This is a genomic window from Solobacterium moorei, assembly GCF_036323475.1.
In the GTDB taxonomy this organism is placed as follows: Bacteria; Bacillota_I; Bacilli_A; order Erysipelotrichales; family Erysipelotrichaceae; genus Bulleidia; species Bulleidia moorei.
Genome location: NZ_AP028934.1, coordinates 2,425,789 through 2,445,720, shown reverse-complemented (window position 1 = coordinate 2,445,720; position 19,932 = coordinate 2,425,789). Strand labels below are relative to the sequence as shown.

The window sequence follows — 19,932 nt, the reverse complement described above, 5'->3', positions numbered from 1 at the left end:
AATAACATGGATGTAAGAGCAACAGCAAAGACAGTTCGTTTCACTCCTCGTAAAGTTCGTCTTGTCTTAGACATGGTACGTGGAAGAAGCGTTGAAGAAGCATTGGCAATCTTAAAGTTCACTCCTAACCACGCAGCTACAGCAGTAGCTAAGGTTGTAAAGAGCGCAGCTGCCAACGCAACAAATAACAATCAATTAAATGCAGAGAACCTATATATCAAGGCTTGCTATGCAAATGAAGGCGTAGTCCTTAAGCGTTTCATGCCTAGAGCTAAGGGTAATGCGGCACAGATTTTAAAGAGAACAAGCCACATCACAGTTGTGGTTTCGGATGAGAAGTAAGGGAGGAAGGTCAGAACATGGGACAGAAAGTTAGCCCAATCGGCATGCGCGTCGGCGTAATCCGTGACTGGGATTCTAGATGGTACGCAAATAAAGCTGATTTCGGAGATCTTCTGAACGAAGATGTCAAGGTTCGTAATTTCTTGGAAAAGGAATTAAAGGATGCATATATCTCTCGCGTAGAGATTGAACGTACAAGCAAGAAGGACGTTAAGGTTATCGTTCGTTGTGCTCGTCCAGGTGCTATGCTTGGAAAAGATGGCGACAAGGATAAGATGGAAGTTCTGAAGAAGAAGTTATCTAAGTTAACAGGTGGCAAGAACGTTAAGGTTGACGTAATTGCTGTAGCAAATCCTGACTTAGATGCTCGTCTTGTTGCACGTCGTATCTGTGAACAGTTGGAAGCACGTCAGTCCTTCCGTATTGCACAGAAGAAGGCAATTCAACAGACAATGCGCTCTGGTGCTAAGGGCATTAAGACATTGGCTAAGGGCCGTTTAGGCGGTGCAGAAATCGCCCGTCAGGAAGGTTATGCAAGAGGTGTTGTTCCTCTTCATACACTCAGAAGTGATATTGACTACGCTGCTGAAGAAGCAACTACAACTTATGGTAAGTTAGGTGTTAAGGTTTGGATCTGCCGTGGTGAAGTTCTTCCAGGGCAAATGGTTAAGGAACCAGAGGCTCCTAGCCGTCCAGCAAGAAATGACCGCAGAAATAACAGACGTGGTGGCCGTAATGACAGAAAGCCGGCAGGCAATCGCGCTGCACGTCCTGCTCAAGTAGAAGCTGCTCCTGTAGCAGAAGAAGCTAAAGGAGGTCAAGAATAAATATGTTAATGCCAAATAGAACAAAATACAGAAGACCTCATCGTTTAAGTTATGAAGGAAAGTCAAAGGCTGGCACAAAGTTGGCATTTGGTGAATTCGGATTAGTTGCTGATGAAGGCGCTTATGTAAGCAGTAACCAGTTGGAAGCTGCGCGTATCGCTATGACACGTTATATGAACCGTGGTGGTAAGGTTTGGATCAAGGTGTTCCCACAACTCGCAAAGACAAAGAAGCCTTTAGAAGTACGTATGGGTTCCGGTAAAGGTTCTCCAGACCATTGGGTAGCGGTAGTTCAAAAGGGAAGAATCCTATTTGAAATTGCTGGTGTAAGCGAAGAAGTTGCTCGTGAGGCATTACGTCTTGCAGCAAACAAGCTCTGTGTAAAGACACGCTTTATAAAGAAGACAGCAGAGGAGGCTAAATAAACATCATGAATGTGAAGGAAATCAGAGATCTAAGTAATGAAGAACTCGAGAAGGAAGTCACATCTTTGAAGGAAGAACTGTATACTCTGCGCTTTGCACAGGCTACAGGAAACCTCGAGAATCCTGCTCGAATGAGAGATATCAAGAAGACTATCGCTCGTATTAAGACAGTATTAACAGAACGCGCAAGTGCGCAGGCTAAATAAAGGAGGGGCTAAAAATGGAAGAAAGAAATAGACGTAAAGTCCTTCGCGGAACAGTTGTTTCCGATAAGATGGACAAGACAATTGTCGTTGAAATCGCTACTACAAAGAGCCATCCTTTATATGGCAGACGTGTTAAGTATTCTAATACTTTCAAGGCTCATGACGAAAACAATGAAGCTCATATTGGCGACGTTGTAGAAGTTATGGAAACAAGACCATTAAGTAAGGATAAGTATTTCCGCTTAGTGAAGATTATTGAAAAAGCAGTAATTCTTTAAGGCACAGGAGGAGAAAATATGATTCAGAATGAAAGCAGATTGAACGTTGCTGACAACACCGGTGCCAAAGAAGTATTGGTTATCAGATGTTTAGGCGGCAGTAAGCGCAAGAACGCTAATATCGGTGATATCGTTGTATGTGCAGTTAAGAAGGCTTCACCTAACGGATCCGTTAAGGAGGGCCAGGTTGTTAAGTGTGTAATTGCTCGTACAGTCTATGGTATCCGTCGCGAAAACGGCAGTTACATTAAGTTTGACGACAATGCGGCTGTCATCATCAAAGAGGACAACACACCGGTCGGAACACGTATCTTCGGTCCGGTTGCTAAGGAACTCCGTGATAAGGGATTTATGAAGATTGTTTCCCTTGCTCCGGAAGTGTTATAAGGAGGCCGAATCGATGAAAATCAAGACAGGCGATACAGTCAAAGTAATCAGCGGCCACTACAAGGGAACTGTTGCTGAAGTTAAGGCAGTTAATCCAAAGACAAACAAGGTTATCGTTGAAGGCGTTAATGTTGTTAAGAAAACTTTGAAGCCAACACAGCAGAACCCAGAGGGTGGCATTGTTGAAAAGGAAGCACCAATCGATGCTTCTAATGTAATGCTCTATGACAAGAAGGCAAAGGCAGTTAGCCGCGTATCTATCAAGGTAGATGACAAGGGTAAGAAAGTTCGCGTTTACAAGAAGTCCGGAGCAGAAGTTAAAGGAGGCAAGAAATAATGAACCGTTTATTAGAAAAGTACACGGAAACAGTTAAGCCTTCCTTAATGAAGGAATTCAACTATACAAGTACAATGCAGGCACCAAAGATCGTTAAGGTTGTTATCAACATGGGTGTTGGTGATGCAATTGCTAATTCAAAACTTCTCGACGAAGCTGTTGAAGAATTAACATTAATCGCTGGTCAAAAGCCAGTAATCACAAAGGCTAAGAAGTCTATTGCAAACTTCAAGCTTCGTGAAGATATGCCTATCGGATGTAAGGTTACATTACGTGGCGAAAGAATGTATGAATTCTTAGATAAGTTATTCAATATTTCTCTTCCACGTGTACGTGACTTCCGTGGTGTAAGTGCTACAGCATTTGACGGTCGTGGTAACTACACATTAGGTGTTAAGGAACAGTTAATCTTCCCTGAAATCAACTTCGATAAGGTTAACAAGGTTCGTGGTATGGATATCGTTATCGTAACAACTGCGCAATCTAATCAAGAAGCATATGCATTGCTCAAAGGAATGGGCATGCCATTTGCTAAGTAGAAAGAGGAGAGCTGAGAATGGCAAAAACAAGTTTAAAAGTTAAGCAGTCACGTCCTGCTAAGTTCTCCACACGCGAGTACACACGTTGCGAGAGATGTGGACGTCCACATTCAGTATTAAGAAAGTACAAATTATGCCGTATCTGCTTCCGTGAATTGGCTTACAAGGGCCAGATTCCTGGAGTTAAGAAGGCAAGCTGGTAAGGAGGTAGCACGAGATGAATATGACAGATCCTATTGCTGACATGCTTACAAGAATCCGTAATGGAGTTCAAGCACGCATGACAACAGTTGATGTAGCTCCAGCTTCAAAGGTTAAGGTTGAAATTGCTAAGATCTTAAAGAGTGAAGGCTATATTGATAACTACGCTGTAACAGGCGAAGGAATTGAAAAGAAGATCGTTGTTACTCTCAAAGATGGTCGCGTAATCAGTGGCATCAAGAGAATATCTAAGCCAGGTCTTCGCGTTTATGCTAAGGGTGATGAAATTCCTAAGGTATTAAACGGATTAGGCATTGCTATCATTTCCACATCAAATGGAATGATGACAGATAAACAAGCACGCAAATTACACATTGGCGGTGAAGTTATCGCCTACGTGTGGTAATTAGAGAAAGGAAATAAAAATGTCACGTATCGGAAATAAAGCGATTACCGTTCCTGCTGGCGTAGAAATTACTATCGGTGCAGGTAATGAGGTGACTGTAAAAGGCCCTAAGGGAACACTGACAAAGAAGTTCTCTCCATTAATGGAGATCAGTGTGGACGCAGGTGTCGCTACAGTTAAGCGTCCAAATGAAGAGAAACATACAAAGCAGTTACATGGTACAACTCGTGCCTTGCTAGCTTCCATGGTTGAAGGTGTTCACACAGGCTTTGTTAAGAAGATGAAGATTGTAGGTATTGGTTACCGTGCAGCTTTATCAGGTAATAAACTAACTCTTAACGTTGGTTTCTCACACCCAGTAGAATTTGAAGTACCATCAGATGTTAAGGTTGAAGTACCAGATGCTTCATCTATCAACGTAAGTGGTATTGACAAGCAGATTGTAGGTCAGTTTGCAGCAGTAGTTAGAGCTACTAAGAAGCCAGAACCATACGGTGGAAAGGGTATTCGTTATGTTGACGAAGTTGTTCGCCGTAAGGAAGGTAAGACTGCAGCTGCCAAGAAGTAAGGGAAAGGAGAGACTAAGTAATGATTAAATTAGCAAATAAAAATGCAGAACGTATTCGTCGTCATAAGCGTGTACGTAACGTCGTAAACGGTACTCCTGAGTGCCCAAGACTAAATGTATTCCGTTCCAATGCAAATATCTATGCACAGGTAATCGATGATACAACAGGTACAACTTTATGTGCTGTAAGTTCTCTTGAATTGAAGCTAGAGAATGGCGGTAACATTGAAGCAGCTAAGAAGGTTGGCACAGCAATCGCTAATAAGTGCAAAGAAGCTAAGATTGAAACAGTACGTTTCGACCGTGGCGGTTATGTATATCATGGAAGAGTCCAGGCTTTAGCTGATGCAGCTAGAGAAGCTGGCTTGAAGTTCTAAGGAAGGAGAGTACGAAATGCAGAACGATAAGAAGAGTTTCAAGAAACGCGAACCAAAAGAGTTCGAAGAAGTAGTAGTCTCCATTAACCGTGTCAGCAAGACCGTAAAGGGTGGACGTAGAATGCGCTTTGCAGCACTAGTTGTTGTTGGTGATAAGAAGGGTAGAATCGGATTTGGTATGGGTAAAGCAGCCGAAGTTCCAGATGCTATCAAGAAGGCTACAGAAGCAGCTACAAAGAATGTATTCAGAGTTAATCTTGTTGATAACTATCGTACAGTTCCACATGCAATTAAGAGCAAGCACAGTTCAACAACTGTATTCTTGGCTCCAGCTGCACCTGGTACTGGTGTTATCGCCGGTGGTGAAGTACGTTCCGTATTAGAGCTTGCTGGTGTATCTGATGTCCTTTCTAAGGTTATTGGTTCACGCACACCTGTCAATGTGGTTTATGCAACATTAGAAGCATTAAAGGGTATGCGTACAGTAGATGAAATTGCTAAGACTCGCGATAAGAAAGTCGCTGAGATTCGATAAGGAGGGTCCTGATGAAACTAAATGAATTAACATATACAGAAGGTTCCCGTTCTAACAGAAAGAGAATCGGTCGTGGCCAAGGTTCCGGTACAGGTAAGACTTCCGGAAAGGGTCACAAAGGTCAGAACGCTCGTAGCGGCGGTGGTGTTGCGATCGGATTTGAAGGTGGACAGACTCCGTTCTTCAAGAGAATGCCTAAGAGAGGTTTCACAAACTATACTCGTAAGGAGTATGCAATTGTTAACGTTGAGGACTTAAACAAGTTTGAAGATGGCGTAACAGTTGACTACGAAGCTCTTAAGGCTGTAGGCCTTGTTAAGAAGCACCTCGATGGTGTTAAGGTACTTGGTTGCGGTAAACTTGAGAAGAAACTCACTGTTAAGGCTGAGAAGTTCTCAAAGACAGCACAGAGTGCTATTGAAGCAGCAGGCGGAAAAGTAGAGGTACTCTAATATGATGCATACGTTCGTCAGCTTGTTTAAAAATAAGGAAACTCGCAATAGAATATTCTTTACTTTAGCAATGCTGCTGATCTATCGCGTCGGAGCTGCTCTAACTGTTCCGGGTGTAAATACGGAAACGCTAGCTCAATCACTTGCAAATAACTCACTACTCAGCATAATGAATATGCTGGGTGGTGGTGCACTTGAAAGACTATCCATCTTTGCGATGGGTGTTACACCATATATCACTGCAAGTATTATCATTCAACTATTATCCATGGATGTTATTCCGTCATTAACGGAAATGACAAAGTCTGGACAAACAGGTCGAATGAAGATTGAACGAATTACTAGATACTTGGGAGTTGTGTTGGCATTTGTTCAGGCATATTCCTTGGTATATGGATTCGATAAACAGTATAGAGTCCTGACAAATGCAAATGTTTCAGGATACTTATATACTGCAACCGTCATGACTGCGGGATCCATGTTCCTCATCTGGATTGGTGACCGTATCTCGATGAAGGGTATCGGTAATGGTTTATCCATTATCATCTTCGCGGGTATTGTTTCTAATATGCCAGCAGCATTCATGCAGGTATATCAGATTCTTGCTGGTGGAACAACGCAGGGTGAATTGTTTAATGGTATTCTACAGTTCGCATTGTATTGTGTCCTATATCTAGCGGTTATTGTATTCGTAATTATTATGGAAACAGCAGTACGTAAGATTCCTATCCAGTATACAAACAGTTCCGCAGCACGTAGTGGTAGTGATATTACATTCTTGCCACTCAAAATTAATAGTGCATCTGTAATCCCTGTCATTTTTGCACAGAGTATTATGATGGCTCCACAGATTGTAATTAGTTTTATTAATACTGACCTGTATAATAAACTAAGCCAGTGGCTCTCATTGAGTACACCAACCGGTCTTGGACTCTATGCATTATTAACAATCCTGTTCACATTCTTCTATACTGACTTGCAGGTAGATCCAGAAAAGGTTGCTGAAAACCTTGGTAAGTCTGGTGCTTATATCCCTGGTATTCGTCCAGGGAATGAGACAAAGACATATCTGCATAAGGTATTAAACCGAATTACAGTACTTGGCGCAATTGGATTGACACTAATTGCTGTAGTTCCTTATTTACTAACCATGTTTACTCCACTATCCCAAGCAACTGCTGTAGGTGGAACTGGTATCATCATTGTTGTCGGTGTCGCAATGGAAACTGTTAAACAATTGAAGGGTCAATTAACACAGAAGCAGTACAAGGGGTTCTTGAGATAAGTTTGGGAAGAGGTAATAAGATATGAATATTCTGATCATGGGTCCTGCAGGAGCAGGAAAAGGCACAATGTCTGACCTAATCCTAAAGGAATACAATATTGCACACATCTCTACTGGTGATATGCTACGAGAGAATGTGCGTAACAGCACAGCTTTAGGCCTTGAGGCTCAAAGCTATATGAATCAAGGCAAACTTGTACCAGATGATTTAATAAACGCAATGGTTGAAGATCGTATTCAACAACCGGATTGTGCAAATGGTTATCTGTTAGATGGATTTCCACGTACATTAGTACAGGCTGAAGTCTTTGACAAGATTGCTGAGAAGATTGGAAAAAAAGTTGATACTGTTATTGACTTGCAGGTGAAGTTCGAAATTCTAGAAGAAAGAATTACCGGACGTCGCATCTGTCCAAAGTGCGGGGCAATATATCATATTCATAATCACCCAAGTAAAGTTGAAGGCGTATGTGATGTTTGCGCAAGTGAACTACAGCAGCGTAAAGACGATACAGTCGAACAATTAAAAGTTCGTATGGAAGGTTATGAATCAAGCACAAAGCCGGTCATTGAATATTATGAACAAAAAGGTGTAGTAACACATATTGATGCTGCACAAACACCGGATAAAGTATTTGAAGATATTAAAAAAGCTCTTGAGAAGAATGCTTAAAAATATTGAGTTGGAAAGGGATTTAAACCCTTTCCAGAACTCATATAAAGAAAGTGAGTAAGATGAGCAAACAGGACGTTATTGAAATTGATGGCATTGTGGAAGAAACCCTTCCTAATGCAAATTTCCTAGTGAAGCTTCAAAATGGTCACGAGATCCGTGCCCACGTTGCTGGTAAAATCCGTATGAACTACATTCGCATTTTACCGGGAGACCGGGTCACCGTTGAAATTTCACCATATGATTTAACACGTGGGCGAATTACCTACAGACATAAGTAAAAGTTTTTGGTAGAATTGTCCAGGAGGCAAATAAAAATGAAAGTAAGACCATCTGTAAAACCAATTTGTGATAAGTGCAGAGTGATCAAGCGCAAGGGCGTTGTTATGGTCATCTGTGAAAACCCTAAGCATAAGCAGAGACAGGGTTAATTAAAGGGAGGATAACTAAATATGCCACGTTTTGCTGGTGTCGATATTCCGCGTAACAAAGTTATCGGCGTATCATTGACATACATTTATGGAATCGGCCCTACAACAGCTAAGAATATCCTTGCTGCTTGTGGAATCGACGAAAACACACGTACAAACGACTTAACGGAAGCTCAGGAAACTGCAATCCGCGAAAAGATTGATGCTATTAAGACTGAGGGTGACCTCCGCCGTGATAGAGCATTAGATATCAAGCGACTAATGGAAATCGGTTCATACCGTGGAATCCGCCATAGAAGAGGATTACCAGTTCGTGGACAACGTACACGTACAAATGCTCGTACAAGAAAAGGTCCACGTCGTACTGTCGCTAATAAGAAGAAGTAATAGGAGGGTATAATGGCAGCTAACACAAAGAAAAAAGGCGCTGTGATTCGTAAGAAGAAGGCCCGCCGCAATGTAGTAAAAGGTATTGCTCATATTCATTCAACATTCAACAACACAATCGTTACTATTTCTGATGAAGCAGGTAACGTTATTTCTTGGAGCTCAGCTGGTGCATTAGGCTATAAGGGTTCACGTAAGTCTACTCCTTATGTTGCACAGTTATGCGCTGAAGCAGCTGGTAAAGCAGCTGTTCAACAGGGTATGAAGAGCGTAGAAGTAAATGTTAAGGGACCAGGTGCTGGTCGTGAATCAGCAGTTCGTTCTTTACAGACAGCAGGTTTAGAGATTACCGTTATTAATGATGTAACTCCGATCCCTCATAACGGATGTCGTCCGCCAAAGAGACCGCGTGGATAATCATTAGAACAGGAGGATTGAAGCATGCAAAAATTTGAACGCGCCGATTTCGAAGTACAGGAATATGTAGAATCTGAAAATTATGGTAAGTTTGTTCTTTCTCCATTAGAGAGAGGATTTGGTACAACAATCGGGAATGCGCTTCGCAGGGTCCTGCTTTCATCCCTACCGGGAGCTGCAGTATTCTCCATCAAGGTTGATGGCGTATACCACGAATTTACATCTATCCCAGGTGTGAGAGAAGACGTTTCCATGATTATCTTGCAGTTAAAGCAATTAGTCATGAAGATTGAGGACGATGAGGTCTATACATTACAGATTTCTGCGAAGGGACCATGCACAATCACTGCTGGTGATATTATTTGCCCAGCTCAAGTTGAAGTTATTAACAAAGACTTGGAGATTGCGCACCTAGAAAAAGACGTAACATTAGAGATGGAATTAAAGGCTAAGAATGGCCGTGGTTATATTAGTGCTGATTTAAACAAGCAACTAAACCAGGGTTCCTCTCAAGGAATTGGTACAGTATTTACTGACTCTATTTACACACCAGTTGAAAAAGTTGCTTACAACGTTGAACCAACACGTGTAGGTGAAGATGTTAAATATGATGCTGTTACACTCGAGGTTTGGACTGATGGTTCCATCAATCCACAAAAAGCGATTGCAATGGCAGCTAAGATTTTAATGGATCACTTAGATATCGTTGCTGGTATTAACGATGAAGTACTACAAATGGATGAAGTACTTAAGGAAGGTAATACAGAGCAGCCAAGTAAGGGACAACAGATGATGATTGAAGATCTTGACTTGTCTGTACGTTCTTATAACTGCTTAAAACGTGCCGGAATTCAGACAGTTGATGAACTGACACAAAAGACCGAGGATGAAATGATGAGAGTCCGTAACCTCGGTAAGAAATCATTAAAAGAGGTTAAGGATAAGCTCATTGAACTTGGTTTGGGCTTCAAGTCCTTTGATTAACAGGAGGAACGTTTATGTGGAATCGTAAATTCGGCAGAAATGCTGATCACCGCAAAGCTATGTTGAGAAACTTAGCTACTTCTGTCATTATGTATGGCAAGGTAGAAACAACAGAAGCTAAAGCTAAAGATATGAGATCTGTAGTGGACGAGTTAATCACTTTAGGTAAAAAGGGTGATTTAGCTGCTCGTCGTCAGGCTGCTGCTTTCGTAAGAAATGTTGTAGCTGATGAAAAGGCAGGACAGACGGTATTAAAGAAGTTATTTGAAGAAGTAGCTCCTAAGTATGCTGATCGCAAGGGTGGATATACACGTGTTGTTAAGACAGGTGTTCGTCGTGGCGATGCTGCTCCAATGGCTTATATCGAATTAGTTTAATCAAAAAGATAGACCGTATATCGATGATATACGGTCATTTTTTTGATTGAGACTTTTTCCATTTTGCTGGCGTGAGTTGATACTGTTCTTTAAATTTACGATTGAAATAACTTTTATCTTTAAATCCAATTAAGGAAGAAATTTCCTCAATTGAGTAATCAGATGTTTTCAAAAGACGACAAGATTCTTCTAACCGGATATATAGTAATTTCTCTGAGAAAGAGAAACCTGTAATACGCTTAAACATCGAAGAAAGATAATCAGGGTTATAAGAGAACTTTGACGCAATATCTTGTAGAGTACATTCATCAAAATGATCTCCCATATACTTTAGAATCTTTCCAAAACGATTTTTAGCAATCATTGTAGAATTTTGCACAACAAGATTTGTAGGGCGTTTCCGATCAAGTAGGGTAAATAGTCCCACTGCAAGTAAATGCTGAAGCTTCACTGAGTAGATATCCGTATGACGAATCTCACGTTTTAAGAACTTGAACAGATTTTTGAAATCGTTGGAGGTATCCGCCTTAAAGAATAGATAATCATGCTCGCATGAATTTCTTGTAGTGATAAAATCATAAATAATTTTACAGTCTGCAATTTGACTATAAAATAGAGAATCAAAAAAAGATTCATTAAAAGAAATAATAGTTATCTTATTGGTCGATGCCCACGTGATATCAGGATGGCAGAGGACGATATCTCCATGATACATTTGGTAATTACGATTTTTAAGATGAATATCGGTGTCTTCATCACAATATAGCATCGATATTGTAGATGTCTTACCATTCGAGGATTTAAATAGTTGAATATCTTTATTTATCATGATGTTTGTTCCTATACACCTAAGATTAAAACACTTTTTAAATAAGAAATACACATTGTGATAAAAATATCAAAATACTATTATCTATGTATAAATCTCAGGGGGGGAATAATGAAGAAGTTTGGCAAGTTAATGTTATCTGCCATGCTCGCATGTAGCTTATTTGGATGTACCCAGAAAGCCGGTGGAGCAAAAGACGGAGAATTTTCAGCAAGTGAAAAAGGATTTGGTGGAGATATCAAGGTCACACTAAAGGTTAGTGGTGGAAAAGTAGAAGATGTAACAATTGATGCATCAAAAGAAACGCCTGATAAGGGTGGAGCTGCAGCGGAACAATTAGCAAAGGAAATCAAAGAAAAGCAGAGTCCTAATGTGGATGTAGTGTCTGGTTCAACAATTTCCAGTAAAGCAATTATCAAAGCGGCTAAGTCTGCTTTCGAACAAGCTGGACTAAAAGTTGAGGATACTGCAGCTAAAAAAGGAGAAGATGAAACTGTAGATACAGATGTATTAGTTGTTGGTATGGGAGCATCAGGAACTCTTGCGGCGTTAGCAGCTAGTGAAGCAGGTGCAAAGGTAATTGGTGTTGAAGCAACTGATGTTCTTGGCGGTTTTGGTAATGCGGCACAGGGTATGTTTGCGATTGGTACAGAACTACAAAAAGAGCGTTATGGTGATCATATGCAGACAAATGAAGAATACTGGTATGAGTTTATGCAAGATCATAACAGCCAATTAGGAAATAGTAGTTTGATTCGTCGCTTTGTGTCAGAAGCTAAGAATACAGTTGCGTACTGTTTAGAGAAAGGTGTAAAGTTCTATCTATCTGAAATGCCTCAGCAGATTGCACACTTTAATACAGATGTTATCTATCATCGTTGGGGCGGTGCAGAACCATTCAAGCATTTTGCAGAACAACTTGAAAAAGATGGTGTTGAAGTAAAATATAATACAACAGCTAAGGAACTTATCACAGATAAAGATGGTAATGTTGTAGGAGCTATCTGTGAAAAGCAGGATGGTGCCAAGTTAACAGTCAATGCAAAATCTGTTATTGTCGCGACAGGATCTTTCGCCGCTAATCAGGAGCTTATGAAAGAAACTTTAGGTGATACTGTATACAATAATGCTATGGTTATTAAAGGTAACCAATTACCAGGCATTGAAATGATGTGGGATAAAGGTGCTGCAAAGGGTGAACTTCTTACAATGAATCATGGTGTAGTGACCAAGGGTGCAGGAGAAGAAACAGTATCTCAATTGAGTTTAAATACACCTATCCTTTGGGTAAATAGCCAAGGTCAACGTTTCATGAATGAAGACTTGTTAAAAGACACAGTAGAGTTTTCATCATCAGTAGTAGCACAAGGTGGTCTTGCATATACAATCTTCGATCAGACAACAGCAGAGCGTTGGACAGATACTACGCAACCTAATACAGGGTCATGGGTACATTACTGGGATCGTTTCGGTATCAAGGATGAAAATGGTAAGCCAACACTATATCATGCGCCAATTGATAAGGATACATGGAACGCAGATTGGAAAGCACTTGAAGATGCTAATGCTGGTAAGATTTGTCAGACTCTAGATGAAGTAGCTGAATTTATCGGTTGCGATAAGGAAACATTGAAGGAAACAATCGCTAAATATAATACTTTTGTTAAGAATGGTAGTGATACAGATTTCTTTAAGGATCCACAGGATTTAACATATACTGTTGAAAATGGTCCGTTCTATGTAACTTGTGGACACTCTGGTGTACTTGGTGCTTTAGGTGGGGTAAATACAACAGATAAACTTGAAGTATTAACAGATGATTACAAAGTAATTAAAGGTCTATACGCTACAGGAAACAATGTTTCTGGTGTAAGTGTAGCAGCTTATCAAAATGTTGAAGGTGTAGGTCTTGGATTCTCCTTAACATCTGGTAGATTAGTAGGTCAAGAAGCTGCTGAATACGCAAAGAAGTAAGATTGTATAAAATTGTATAAATATGATGGGGGTAATTCAAATGGCTCAATTTTCAACGAAAGTTCCTTTTCAACGAAAGTTCCCCATTTTTAGGGCTAAAGAGAAGAAACATTTTACTGTAATAGTGTACTTATAAGATATTTTGTGATATTGAATATGTATAGACAGGCGATTTGGGCATACGAAAGCTCGGCTTTCAATGATGGTTTAAATTTTTTCTCATCGAAAGTTCCTTTTTGTAGGTTAGGGATATGTGCCAAATCGGCTAGTGGATGATAGGTGTAAGCTTAACTTGTTTGATGTTGAGGTGAGTCAACTTGTTAAGACTTAACACCTTTTTGTTTAGTGATAGAGCGGCGATATCGATAGGTGAATTGTAGTTTAAGGATCTACGAGGATAATTGTTTACCATGTCAGACACATAGTTGATGTCCTTCTGGGTCAATGCATTCATACTCTTTCCCTTTGGAACACATTCTCTAAAGTGTTCATGGTTCTTCTCACATTTACCTTTCTGATCACTTCTTCCGGCCTTGCAGTAGTAGATGGATATTAGTTTTTCTCCTGTATATGCATCGGTCTCTAGACTTAGAGGATCGTGGAACTCAGAGCCATTGTCAGTAAGAATGATTGGAAAGGTCATAGAAAATAGTTCAGGTCCCAGTACATCCTTGATGATTTCGAATGCACGCTGGACAGCCAACATGCTTTTTTCCTTTAACAGAAAATATAACTGTAGATTCGATCTTGTATGCAGGAGTGAAAGGACACATTTCTCTTCATCGCCTTGCTTGCCGAGTATTGTATCCATTTGCCATATATTGATGGAAACATCTTCATTCTCGATACGTTCGAGATAGTCTTCATATCTTCTGCCTTCAAGCCAATCATAGTTGATTGGTATCACGACATGTTTGCTGGAAGAGCGTGTTTTATATTTGACCTGACGCTTGAGGTCTACATTGATGATGGTGCCCATATGACGAAAATGAATATAACGATATGCGGTAGATACTGATATGTCCAACTGATTGTTGTGTATGATGATGTCTGGTGAAAGGTTCTGTTTGACGCCTTTCTCAAAGGCATCGACAATCATCTTCATTTGTGCTTCTGATTTCTTTGGTCCTTCCTTCCAACTACTGACATTGTCATCCCTCTGTTTTTGGGCAACATCGGCCATATAGAATACCTTTGGCAACTTGCAGGTTTTGGCATCTGGGCAATTGTTGCAGACATAGGGGAAACGAGATGTATGTTTGCATATTGGTGAAGAGATGAAATCGGAACATAGATCATTGCAGTTATCATGTTTACAGAACTTACAACGACCTTGTAGACAGTGAGTACATAACCTTGTGCGATTACATTGATTTTGTCTACCACACTTATTATGAGTATTGGCACGGACGACAATTCTAAGATGGTGTGTTATCTCATAGCGAATGGCCTTGGGACTCCTGTTAAGAGTAAGGGCAATCATCTTGAGCGTGATGTTAGGATCAGACAACAGATTTTGAATAATGAGTCGTTCGTCAAAAGAAAGCTGTTTGTATGTGCTAGTCATAAAATATTCCTCCTTTTCTCCACTTTCCTGGCACATATCCCTTGTGCCATTATCATAAAAGGGAACTTTCACTAAGAAAATAGTGCAAAGAGGAACTTTTAAAAATAATTGAGGGGTAATTCAAATGGGAATTACCTCTTTTATATTGTATTTATATGTGAAATATCAATATAATAAGATTAACAATAATGAACTTACAAAGAAGTTCATCAATCATGTATACCAGGAGGATAATATATGAAAAAATTTTATTGTGTTCTTTCGACAGTTTTTCTACTAATTAGTCTAGCAGGATGTAAAAAGGAGGATCATAAGCAATCTACACAAATGTCTTCACAGGAAACAATGGATGAGAAGTATACTGAGGAAGATGTTACGTACCAATCTGGAGGTATAGATGTACATGCGACTGTTACCATGCCTGTAACCAAAGAAAAGGTACCATATGTTCTAATTTGCCATGGACATGGTGGAACAAGAAGTGAAAATGGCGGACTTGATGCGATTGCACAAGGCTTAGCTGAAAAAGGAATTGCGAGTATTCGTATGGATTATCCAGGATGTGGTGATTCAAAAGAACAGTTTAGAAATAATACCCTAACAAATATGATTCAATATACCGAATATGCAATGAAATATATGAACGATCATTACGCGGTAAATAAAGATTCTATTGGTATATTCGGCTATTCAATGGGAGGTAGAATTTCTCTGGAAATGCTAGCGAGTAAGAAATATAACTTTAAAGCAGTGTGCCTACTAGCACCTGCAGCAGATACGGAAGATTTAAAGAAATTATTTGGTGGAGCGGAAAATTGGGAATTATTAAAGAAAACGGCGCAAGAATCGAAAGATGGATATACAGACTTCACGACGCTTTATGGTCAGAAACAAGAATTAAGTAAAAAATGGTTTGCGGATTTAGAGGAAAAAGATTTTGCAACATTAATGCAGGAAGTTAAGCTGTCATATAACGGCCCATCAATGGTGATCTATGCAGTAGATGATACAGCGGTTTCACCTTCTGTAAGTAAGTCTGTAGCGAATGAATTGGGTTCTGAAATAATTATGACTCCAGAAGATGGACACAGTTATGGGTTTTATAGTGATAAAGCATATGTAAAAAGAATTGTTGTAGAAAATACTGTAGACTTCTTTGAAGATAAGTTAGCAAGGTAGAAGATAGACCAAAGCGTCCACATATCATCTTGTAAGATATGTGGACGCTTTTTATGATTTAGATTTTGTTAATAATTGTATAGTTATTACTATAAAAACTAAAGAAATTGCTGAGTAAATAGATGTGTACAGTTTATTTGAGATAGCAAATGATGATAGGACGATAATCATATCAATTGTAAAGATGATTTTTGATAATTCCCAATTTTTAAAAATATATCTAATTAGATAAGCGATTGTATCAGTTCCTCCAGTTGCACATTCATTCCAAATTGCAATGGAAATGGATATTCCAACAAGAATACCTCCCAAAACTGCAGCAAGTAAAATATTATTTACAAGATGTATTTGCGGTACAATACGGAGAAATAGAGGAATTGTAATTGTTACAAAAATAGTTTTAAATGCAAATCTATTACCAAGAATAAAGTAACTCACAATCAGTAATGGAACTGAAATACAAAGAGAGATCAAATCGATTGGCAACCGTAGTATTGCACTTAAGGTAATTGAAAGTCCGGTTATTCCCCCAGGTGTAAGAGAATATTCTATAAAGAATAATCTTACCGCAAGAACTGTTAAGAATGAAGAAACAGCCAAATATATAATTTCTTTATAAGATATTCTTGACATTACTCTAAGTTATACTTTATTGCAGCATCATCAATAACTTTACGACATTTCTTTACAGCAGCCGTAATTCCATCTGGATCCTTAAATAAAGCAGAAGACATAACTATAACATCAGGATTACATTCAATTAATGGTTCCATGTTATCTACACGTAACCCACCATCCAAGGCTAGTTCACATTTTGGATTTTTTTCATCAATTAACTTACGCGCACGTCTAACAAGGTCAGTGACACTTCTTCTCCAGCCCCAGTTATCAGCACCATCAGTTTCATCAACACCATGCGTAACAATCTGGAGACGATCAATATCATAAATGGACTCTTCCACAAAGCATAGGGGCGTATAACACCCAATTGTCAAACCTACTTTAATCTTTCTTTCTCTGCACCAATTAATGATATATGTGAGCTGAGCACCAATGAAATGTTCGGCAGGGATAATGAGCATATTTGCGCCTGCAGAATGAATCTGTTCGATAAACATTTTGTCCATTGAAACTGTGTAAATATGGCATTCAACAGGAATTTTTACTTCAGGACGAATAGCTTGAATAATTTGCCAGCCACCCATTAACTTCATATTCTGTAGATCATGCATGTCGGCTGCATCTGAGTGAATGTAATCAACTCCTGCTGCTTCTGCTTCTTTTACAAGTTGTGTTAATTTTCCATAATTAATGTGAGCAAGTCCAGCTGCTATTTTAATGTGTTTCATATTTTATTCTCCTTTTTCATATAATATTTCATTTAAAATAGTGTCGATAGTATCTGTGGATTCCATTGGTAAATGTATAGTAGTAATAAAATTATATATTCGATCAATAATTTTTTTGTCCACTGCGTAATCAGAAATTTTCTTTTCTAAATCACATTCATGCATGAATGTGATTATACTTTTGATGAAATAATTTGCGGCCTCAACATCATCTACGAATTCTTCTGAAGGAAATAGATAATCTGCTAATTCGGCATATTTTTTGGAATACTTTTGACTTGTATTTCGTAAGAAAGATGGATATACAAGTGCCAAGGCTTCTCCGTGACATATATTTGTATAGCTTCCAATTATTTCTGAGAGTGGATGTGGCAACATTGCACCACAGTTGCTCAGGGATATACCCCCAAATGTATCAGATAGCATTAGTTCCTTGCGATATTCGATATTATTTGAGCCTAATACAAGTGGTAGATTATATATGATTTTTTTGATACCTTCCTTTGCAAGAAGGTTACATATAGGATTATCACTTCTCAAAAATGATTCTAGGCAATGTGAGAAAGCATCAAATGCTGTTGCTCTAGTTATGGTATGTGGGAGTGATAAAGTAAGTGTTGGATCTAAAATGGTTATGGTTGCATACAAGTTTTGATGAAAAATTGTCTTCTTGAGATTGTCAATATCCGTCAATACACAGGCTTGTGTACATTGCGATCCTGTCCCAGATGTTGTAGGAATTGCAATCATAGGCAATTTATTATTGATTTGTTCATAATCTTTACGGAAGTCCGTAAATGTATTAAACATATACTCCCAAGTGTAATGTGGGTTATTATAAAGAATAGAGCAGATTTTTGAAACATCGAGTACAGAACCGCCTCCAATACCAATAATAATATCGGGGTCAAATTTGTGAATTGCCCTAAGAGCAGAATTGACTGTGTTAATAGATGGGTTTGACTCAACTTTATAAAACGTCTTAAATGAGATTTTATTAGATATATTTTTTTCAATTCGGTTAAATAAGGGTATAATCGCATCGCATACAATAGGTCCAATAATAAATGCTTTTTTACCATATTGGAGAATCAAGGTTTCTAGTAAATCAATCTTGTTTTCTCCAAAGATAATTTTAGTGGGTTGATAATTTACAAATTCCATAGCACCTCCTGATAAAAGAATTATAAAAGAAAATATATAATTGTTTTTGCTAATTCATACCCATTGAATGTGGTAATTTTATACAAAGAGGAATACTATAAATGCGTTATTTGCTATAGGTTAAAGAGACTTGTAATATCTTTCCTATAATATGTGGTAATAATTAATTATCATAATACACCCGAAATGTATAATGTTTATATTAGGAGAATAGAAAAATGTATAAATATCTTGAAAATCTAGTTGATGTATGGTTGAGAGTCGGTGTTAATATTCAGCCAAATCAATTGCTATATGTAACAATTCCATCCGAATATATATCATTAAAAGATATATTTGATAAGAAAACTAAACAATTGAAAGGTATGGAGGTTATATATCAATTTACAGATGACTATAATCAATTACTAGAAAAATATAAAAATAACTATCAAATCTATGATAGTTATTTATCAGAGATTACATCAAAGAAGTTAAGTCTGTTGGAACAAAACTGTGTGTTTTTTGAGGCTAAGAGAGGTATAGATTTTTTTGACGAAGAGAAAAAGCAGGAATTACAGCAGTTGAAACAGATTGAGAAGAAATATAACTTGAAGTTTAGAAATGAAAAAAGAAAAGTTGGAAATATTGCATCTTGCAAAACTGTCATACCAACAAAATATTGGGCAGAATGTATCTTCCCTGAAGAATTACGACCATTAGATAAGTTATGGGAAGTATATCTTCAAATTACATTAGCAAATTTTGATAATGCTGTCGAAATATGGAACCGGCGAATAAATGAAATTCAAGAAAGGGTAAAGTATCTTGATCAACAACAATTTAAATCACTATACTTTAAAACAGATAAAACTCAATTATATGTGGAGCTAGCAGAGAATCATAAATGGACAGGAGGGTGCGAAATTACAGAAAAAGGAATTCGTTATATGCCTAATTTTCCAACTCAAGAGATATTTACAGCGCCAAAGAAAACTGGGATAACTGGTATAATGCATAATACAAAGCCACTGAATTATAGCGGTAGGCTTATCAATGAGTTTAGTTTACATTTTGAAAAGGGTAAAATATTAGATTATTGTGCAACAGATAATAAATCTATACTCGATGAAATTATCAATTTAGATGAAAACAATAGATATCCTGGAGAAATTGCCATTTTGCCAGGAGAAACAGAAATATCTAAAACGAACATTATTTTTCAGACAACATTACTTGATGAGAATGCAGCATGCCATCTAGCAATTGGTTGCGCGTACCCATGCAGTATTAATCACAAGATAGAGTATGGAAGAAAAGAGTTCGAAAGGTTGGGTATAAATTATTCTAATTATCACGTGGATGTAATGTTTGGAGATTCTAGAGTAACAATTACAGCTAGTTCAAACAATAATGAAGAAATACTATTAATGGAAAATGGAGAATGGAGAGTTTGA

General features: G+C 38.4%; 30 protein-coding genes. 25 read left to right on the top strand and 5 right to left on the bottom strand.

Annotated features, from left to right (window positions below):
* The first annotated feature begins 6 nt into the window (after positions 1-6).
* The 22 genes from rplV to rplQ all read left to right on the top strand — a co-directional run bounded on the left by rplV (position 7) and on the right by rplQ (position 10,434).
* On the top strand, positions 7-342 hold the full coding sequence (gene rplV, locus RGT18_RS12260) for a 50S ribosomal protein L22 (protein WP_006525009.1): 336 nt from the start codon (positions 7-9) through the stop codon (positions 340-342).
* Positions 343-359: 17 nt separating this feature from the next.
* Positions 360-1,169, top strand: a complete 810-nt coding sequence (rpsC, locus tag RGT18_RS12255; RefSeq protein ID WP_028077831.1) for a 30S ribosomal protein S3 — start codon at positions 360-362, stop codon at positions 1,167-1,169.
* A gap of 2 nt (positions 1,170-1,171) precedes the next feature.
* Complete coding sequence (rplP, locus tag RGT18_RS12250) at positions 1,172-1,594, top strand: 50S ribosomal protein L16 (RefSeq protein ID WP_006525011.1); 423 nt, start codon at positions 1,172-1,174, stop codon at positions 1,592-1,594.
* 5 nt (positions 1,595-1,599) lie between these two features.
* Entirely contained in the window at positions 1,600-1,800 is a 201-nt protein-coding gene (rpmC, locus tag RGT18_RS12245) for a 50S ribosomal protein L29 (RefSeq protein ID WP_006525012.1), read from the top strand.
* Between the two features lie 14 nt (positions 1,801-1,814).
* Positions 1,815-2,078 (top strand): 30S ribosomal protein S17, encoded by a 264-nt coding sequence (gene rpsQ, locus RGT18_RS12240; RefSeq protein WP_028077832.1) that lies wholly within the window; start codon positions 1,815-1,817, stop codon positions 2,076-2,078.
* Positions 2,079-2,096: 18 nt separating this feature from the next.
* Positions 2,097-2,465 (top strand): 50S ribosomal protein L14, encoded by a 369-nt coding sequence (gene rplN / locus RGT18_RS12235; RefSeq protein ID WP_006525014.1) that lies wholly within the window; start codon positions 2,097-2,099, stop codon positions 2,463-2,465.
* Positions 2,466-2,478: 13 nt separating this feature from the next.
* Entirely contained in the window at positions 2,479-2,802 is a 324-nt protein-coding gene (gene rplX / locus RGT18_RS12230; protein ID WP_006525015.1) for a 50S ribosomal protein L24, read from the top strand.
* A complete protein-coding gene (gene rplE, locus RGT18_RS12225) occupies positions 2,802-3,341 on the top strand; it encodes a 50S ribosomal protein L5 (RefSeq protein ID WP_006525016.1) in 540 nt (179 codons plus the stop codon). The genes rplX and rplE overlap by 1 nt, the downstream gene beginning before the upstream one ends.
* A 17-nt stretch (positions 3,342-3,358) precedes the next feature.
* A complete protein-coding gene (locus RGT18_RS12220; RefSeq protein ID WP_006525017.1) occupies positions 3,359-3,544 on the top strand; it encodes a type Z 30S ribosomal protein S14 in 186 nt (61 codons plus the stop codon).
* A 14-nt stretch (positions 3,545-3,558) separates the two neighbouring features.
* A complete protein-coding gene (gene rpsH / locus RGT18_RS12215; protein WP_006525018.1) occupies positions 3,559-3,948 on the top strand; it encodes a 30S ribosomal protein S8 in 390 nt (129 codons plus the stop codon).
* A gap of 19 nt (positions 3,949-3,967) precedes the next feature.
* Entirely contained in the window at positions 3,968-4,516 is a 549-nt protein-coding gene (rplF, locus tag RGT18_RS12210) for a 50S ribosomal protein L6 (RefSeq protein WP_006525019.1), read from the top strand.
* Positions 4,517-4,536: 20 nt separating this feature from the next.
* Entirely contained in the window at positions 4,537-4,893 is a 357-nt protein-coding gene (rplR, locus tag RGT18_RS12205) for a 50S ribosomal protein L18 (protein WP_006525020.1), read from the top strand.
* Between the two features lie 16 nt (positions 4,894-4,909).
* The gene (rpsE, locus tag RGT18_RS12200) at positions 4,910-5,428 is read left to right on the top strand and encodes a 30S ribosomal protein S5 (RefSeq protein ID WP_006525021.1); all 519 of its coding nucleotides are present in this window, start codon (positions 4,910-4,912) and stop codon (positions 5,426-5,428) included.
* An 11-nt stretch (positions 5,429-5,439) separates the two neighbouring features.
* A complete protein-coding gene (rplO, locus tag RGT18_RS12195) occupies positions 5,440-5,880 on the top strand; it encodes a 50S ribosomal protein L15 (RefSeq protein WP_006525022.1) in 441 nt (146 codons plus the stop codon).
* Position 5,881: 1 nt separating this feature from the next.
* The gene (secY, locus tag RGT18_RS12190; protein WP_028077833.1) at positions 5,882-7,165 is read left to right on the top strand and encodes a preprotein translocase subunit SecY; all 1,284 of its coding nucleotides are present in this window, start codon (positions 5,882-5,884) and stop codon (positions 7,163-7,165) included.
* Between the two features lie 22 nt (positions 7,166-7,187).
* Positions 7,188-7,838 carry an adenylate kinase gene (locus RGT18_RS12185; protein WP_028077834.1) on the top strand — a complete coding sequence of 217 codons (651 nt, stop codon included), beginning with the start codon at positions 7,188-7,190 and terminating at the stop codon, positions 7,836-7,838.
* 62 nt (positions 7,839-7,900) lie between these two features.
* Positions 7,901-8,119 (top strand): translation initiation factor IF-1, encoded by a 219-nt coding sequence (gene infA, locus RGT18_RS12180; protein WP_006525026.1) that lies wholly within the window; start codon positions 7,901-7,903, stop codon positions 8,117-8,119.
* Positions 8,120-8,155: 36 nt separating this feature from the next.
* Positions 8,156-8,269: a 50S ribosomal protein L36 gene (gene rpmJ, locus RGT18_RS12175; RefSeq protein WP_006525027.1), complete on the top strand. Its 114-nt coding sequence runs from the start codon at positions 8,156-8,158 to the stop codon at positions 8,267-8,269.
* A 21-nt stretch (positions 8,270-8,290) separates the two neighbouring features.
* Complete coding sequence (rpsM, locus tag RGT18_RS12170; RefSeq protein ID WP_006525028.1) at positions 8,291-8,656, top strand: 30S ribosomal protein S13; 366 nt, start codon at positions 8,291-8,293, stop codon at positions 8,654-8,656.
* Positions 8,657-8,668: 12 nt separating this feature from the next.
* Complete coding sequence (rpsK, locus tag RGT18_RS12165) at positions 8,669-9,073, top strand: 30S ribosomal protein S11 (protein WP_028077835.1); 405 nt, start codon at positions 8,669-8,671, stop codon at positions 9,071-9,073.
* A gap of 24 nt (positions 9,074-9,097) precedes the next feature.
* Positions 9,098-10,057: a DNA-directed RNA polymerase subunit alpha gene (locus RGT18_RS12160; protein WP_006525030.1), complete on the top strand. Its 960-nt coding sequence runs from the start codon at positions 9,098-9,100 to the stop codon at positions 10,055-10,057.
* Positions 10,058-10,071: 14 nt separating this feature from the next.
* Entirely contained in the window at positions 10,072-10,434 is a 363-nt protein-coding gene (gene rplQ / locus RGT18_RS12155; RefSeq protein ID WP_028077836.1) for a 50S ribosomal protein L17, read from the top strand.
* A gap of 34 nt (positions 10,435-10,468) precedes the next feature.
* Here the strand turns inward: rplQ and RGT18_RS12150 are convergent, their stop codons facing one another.
* Entirely contained in the window at positions 10,469-11,263 is a 795-nt protein-coding gene (locus RGT18_RS12150; RefSeq protein ID WP_028077837.1) for a helix-turn-helix domain-containing protein, read from the bottom strand.
* A 111-nt stretch (positions 11,264-11,374) separates the two neighbouring features.
* Here RGT18_RS12150 and RGT18_RS12145 point away from each other — a divergent pair, with 111 nt between their 5' ends.
* On the top strand, positions 11,375-13,237 hold the full coding sequence (locus tag RGT18_RS12145) for an FAD-dependent oxidoreductase (RefSeq protein WP_028077838.1): 1,863 nt from the start codon (positions 11,375-11,377) through the stop codon (positions 13,235-13,237).
* A gap of 265 nt (positions 13,238-13,502) precedes the next feature.
* Here RGT18_RS12145 and RGT18_RS12140 read toward each other — a convergent pair whose 3' ends face one another.
* A complete protein-coding gene (locus RGT18_RS12140) occupies positions 13,503-14,804 on the bottom strand; it encodes an IS30 family transposase (RefSeq protein WP_338175422.1) in 1,302 nt (433 codons plus the stop codon).
* Positions 14,805-15,041: 237 nt separating this feature from the next.
* On the opposite strand from RGT18_RS12140, the gene RGT18_RS12135 reads away from it, so the two are divergent.
* Positions 15,042-15,983 carry an alpha/beta hydrolase family protein gene (locus RGT18_RS12135; protein WP_028078127.1) on the top strand — a complete coding sequence of 314 codons (942 nt, stop codon included), beginning with the start codon at positions 15,042-15,044 and terminating at the stop codon, positions 15,981-15,983.
* Between the two features lie 51 nt (positions 15,984-16,034).
* On the opposite strand, the gene RGT18_RS12130 is transcribed toward RGT18_RS12135, so the two are convergent.
* From RGT18_RS12130 to RGT18_RS12120, 3 genes are read right to left on the bottom strand one after another with little or no spacing between them, the layout of a single operon-like run.
* Positions 16,035-16,616, bottom strand: a complete 582-nt coding sequence (locus RGT18_RS12130; RefSeq protein ID WP_028078128.1) for a YitT family protein — start codon at positions 16,614-16,616, stop codon at positions 16,035-16,037.
* Positions 16,616-17,332, bottom strand: a complete 717-nt coding sequence (locus RGT18_RS12125; protein WP_006525036.1) for a ribulose-phosphate 3-epimerase — start codon at positions 17,330-17,332, stop codon at positions 16,616-16,618. Before RGT18_RS12125 ends, RGT18_RS12130 begins: the two co-directional genes overlap by 1 nt.
* A gap of 3 nt (positions 17,333-17,335) precedes the next feature.
* Entirely contained in the window at positions 17,336-18,496 is a 1,161-nt protein-coding gene (locus tag RGT18_RS12120) for an iron-containing alcohol dehydrogenase (protein ID WP_028078129.1), read from the bottom strand.
* A gap of 218 nt (positions 18,497-18,714) precedes the next feature.
* Between RGT18_RS12120 and RGT18_RS12115 the strand changes: the two genes are divergently transcribed.
* Complete coding sequence (locus RGT18_RS12115) at positions 18,715-19,932, top strand: aminopeptidase (RefSeq protein ID WP_028078130.1); 1,218 nt, start codon at positions 18,715-18,717, stop codon at positions 19,930-19,932.

Excerpts from the sequence above, each read along its gene's own strand:
- rplX (WP_006525015.1), top strand. The coding sequence starts at position 2,479 with ATGAAAATCAAGACAGGCGATACAGTCAAAGTAATCAGCGGCCACTAC.
- rpsH (WP_006525018.1), top strand. The coding sequence starts at position 3,559 with ATGAATATGACAGATCCTATTGCTGACATGCTTACAAGAATCCGTAAT.
- RGT18_RS12120 (WP_028078129.1), bottom strand. The coding sequence starts at position 18,496 with ATGGAATTTGTAAATTATCAACCCACTAAAATTATCTTTGGAGAAAAC.
- rplN (WP_006525014.1), top strand. The coding sequence starts at position 2,097 with ATGATTCAGAATGAAAGCAGATTGAACGTTGCTGACAACACCGGTGCC.
- rpsM (WP_006525028.1), top strand. The coding sequence starts at position 8,291 with ATGCCACGTTTTGCTGGTGTCGATATTCCGCGTAACAAAGTTATCGGC.
- rplE (WP_006525016.1), top strand. The coding sequence starts at position 2,802 with ATGAACCGTTTATTAGAAAAGTACACGGAAACAGTTAAGCCTTCCTTA.
- secY (WP_028077833.1), top strand. The coding sequence starts at position 5,882 with ATGATGCATACGTTCGTCAGCTTGTTTAAAAATAAGGAAACTCGCAAT.
- rplQ (WP_028077836.1), top strand. The coding sequence starts at position 10,072 with ATGTGGAATCGTAAATTCGGCAGAAATGCTGATCACCGCAAAGCTATG.
- RGT18_RS12135 (WP_028078127.1), top strand. The coding sequence starts at position 15,042 with ATGAAAAAATTTTATTGTGTTCTTTCGACAGTTTTTCTACTAATTAGT.
- rplF (WP_006525019.1), top strand. The coding sequence starts at position 3,968 with ATGTCACGTATCGGAAATAAAGCGATTACCGTTCCTGCTGGCGTAGAA.
- RGT18_RS12185 (WP_028077834.1), top strand. The coding sequence starts at position 7,188 with ATGAATATTCTGATCATGGGTCCTGCAGGAGCAGGAAAAGGCACAATG.
- rpsE (WP_006525021.1), top strand. The coding sequence starts at position 4,910 with ATGCAGAACGATAAGAAGAGTTTCAAGAAACGCGAACCAAAAGAGTTC.
- RGT18_RS12145 (WP_028077838.1), top strand. The coding sequence starts at position 11,375 with ATGAAGAAGTTTGGCAAGTTAATGTTATCTGCCATGCTCGCATGTAGC.
- infA (WP_006525026.1), top strand. The coding sequence starts at position 7,901 with ATGAGCAAACAGGACGTTATTGAAATTGATGGCATTGTGGAAGAAACC.
- RGT18_RS12115 (WP_028078130.1), top strand. The coding sequence starts at position 18,715 with ATGTATAAATATCTTGAAAATCTAGTTGATGTATGGTTGAGAGTCGGT.
- RGT18_RS12140 (WP_338175422.1), bottom strand. The coding sequence starts at position 14,804 with ATGACTAGCACATACAAACAGCTTTCTTTTGACGAACGACTCATTATT.
- RGT18_RS12160 (WP_006525030.1), top strand. The coding sequence starts at position 9,098 with ATGCAAAAATTTGAACGCGCCGATTTCGAAGTACAGGAATATGTAGAA.
- rpsC (WP_028077831.1), top strand. The coding sequence starts at position 360 with ATGGGACAGAAAGTTAGCCCAATCGGCATGCGCGTCGGCGTAATCCGT.
- RGT18_RS12150 (WP_028077837.1), bottom strand. The coding sequence starts at position 11,263 with ATGATAAATAAAGATATTCAACTATTTAAATCCTCGAATGGTAAGACA.
- rpsK (WP_028077835.1), top strand. The coding sequence starts at position 8,669 with ATGGCAGCTAACACAAAGAAAAAAGGCGCTGTGATTCGTAAGAAGAAG.
- RGT18_RS12220 (WP_006525017.1), top strand. The coding sequence starts at position 3,359 with ATGGCAAAAACAAGTTTAAAAGTTAAGCAGTCACGTCCTGCTAAGTTC.
- rpsQ (WP_028077832.1), top strand. The coding sequence starts at position 1,815 with ATGGAAGAAAGAAATAGACGTAAAGTCCTTCGCGGAACAGTTGTTTCC.
- rplP (WP_006525011.1), top strand. The coding sequence starts at position 1,172 with ATGTTAATGCCAAATAGAACAAAATACAGAAGACCTCATCGTTTAAGT.
- RGT18_RS12125 (WP_006525036.1), bottom strand. The coding sequence starts at position 17,332 with ATGAAACACATTAAAATAGCAGCTGGACTTGCTCACATTAATTATGGA.
- rplO (WP_006525022.1), top strand. The coding sequence starts at position 5,440 with ATGAAACTAAATGAATTAACATATACAGAAGGTTCCCGTTCTAACAGA.
- RGT18_RS12130 (WP_028078128.1), bottom strand. The coding sequence starts at position 16,616 with ATGTCAAGAATATCTTATAAAGAAATTATATATTTGGCTGTTTCTTCA.
- rplR (WP_006525020.1), top strand. The coding sequence starts at position 4,537 with ATGATTAAATTAGCAAATAAAAATGCAGAACGTATTCGTCGTCATAAG.
- rpmC (WP_006525012.1), top strand. The coding sequence starts at position 1,600 with ATGAATGTGAAGGAAATCAGAGATCTAAGTAATGAAGAACTCGAGAAG.
- rpmJ (WP_006525027.1), top strand. The coding sequence starts at position 8,156 with ATGAAAGTAAGACCATCTGTAAAACCAATTTGTGATAAGTGCAGAGTG.
- rplV (WP_006525009.1), top strand. The coding sequence starts at position 7 with ATGGATGTAAGAGCAACAGCAAAGACAGTTCGTTTCACTCCTCGTAAA.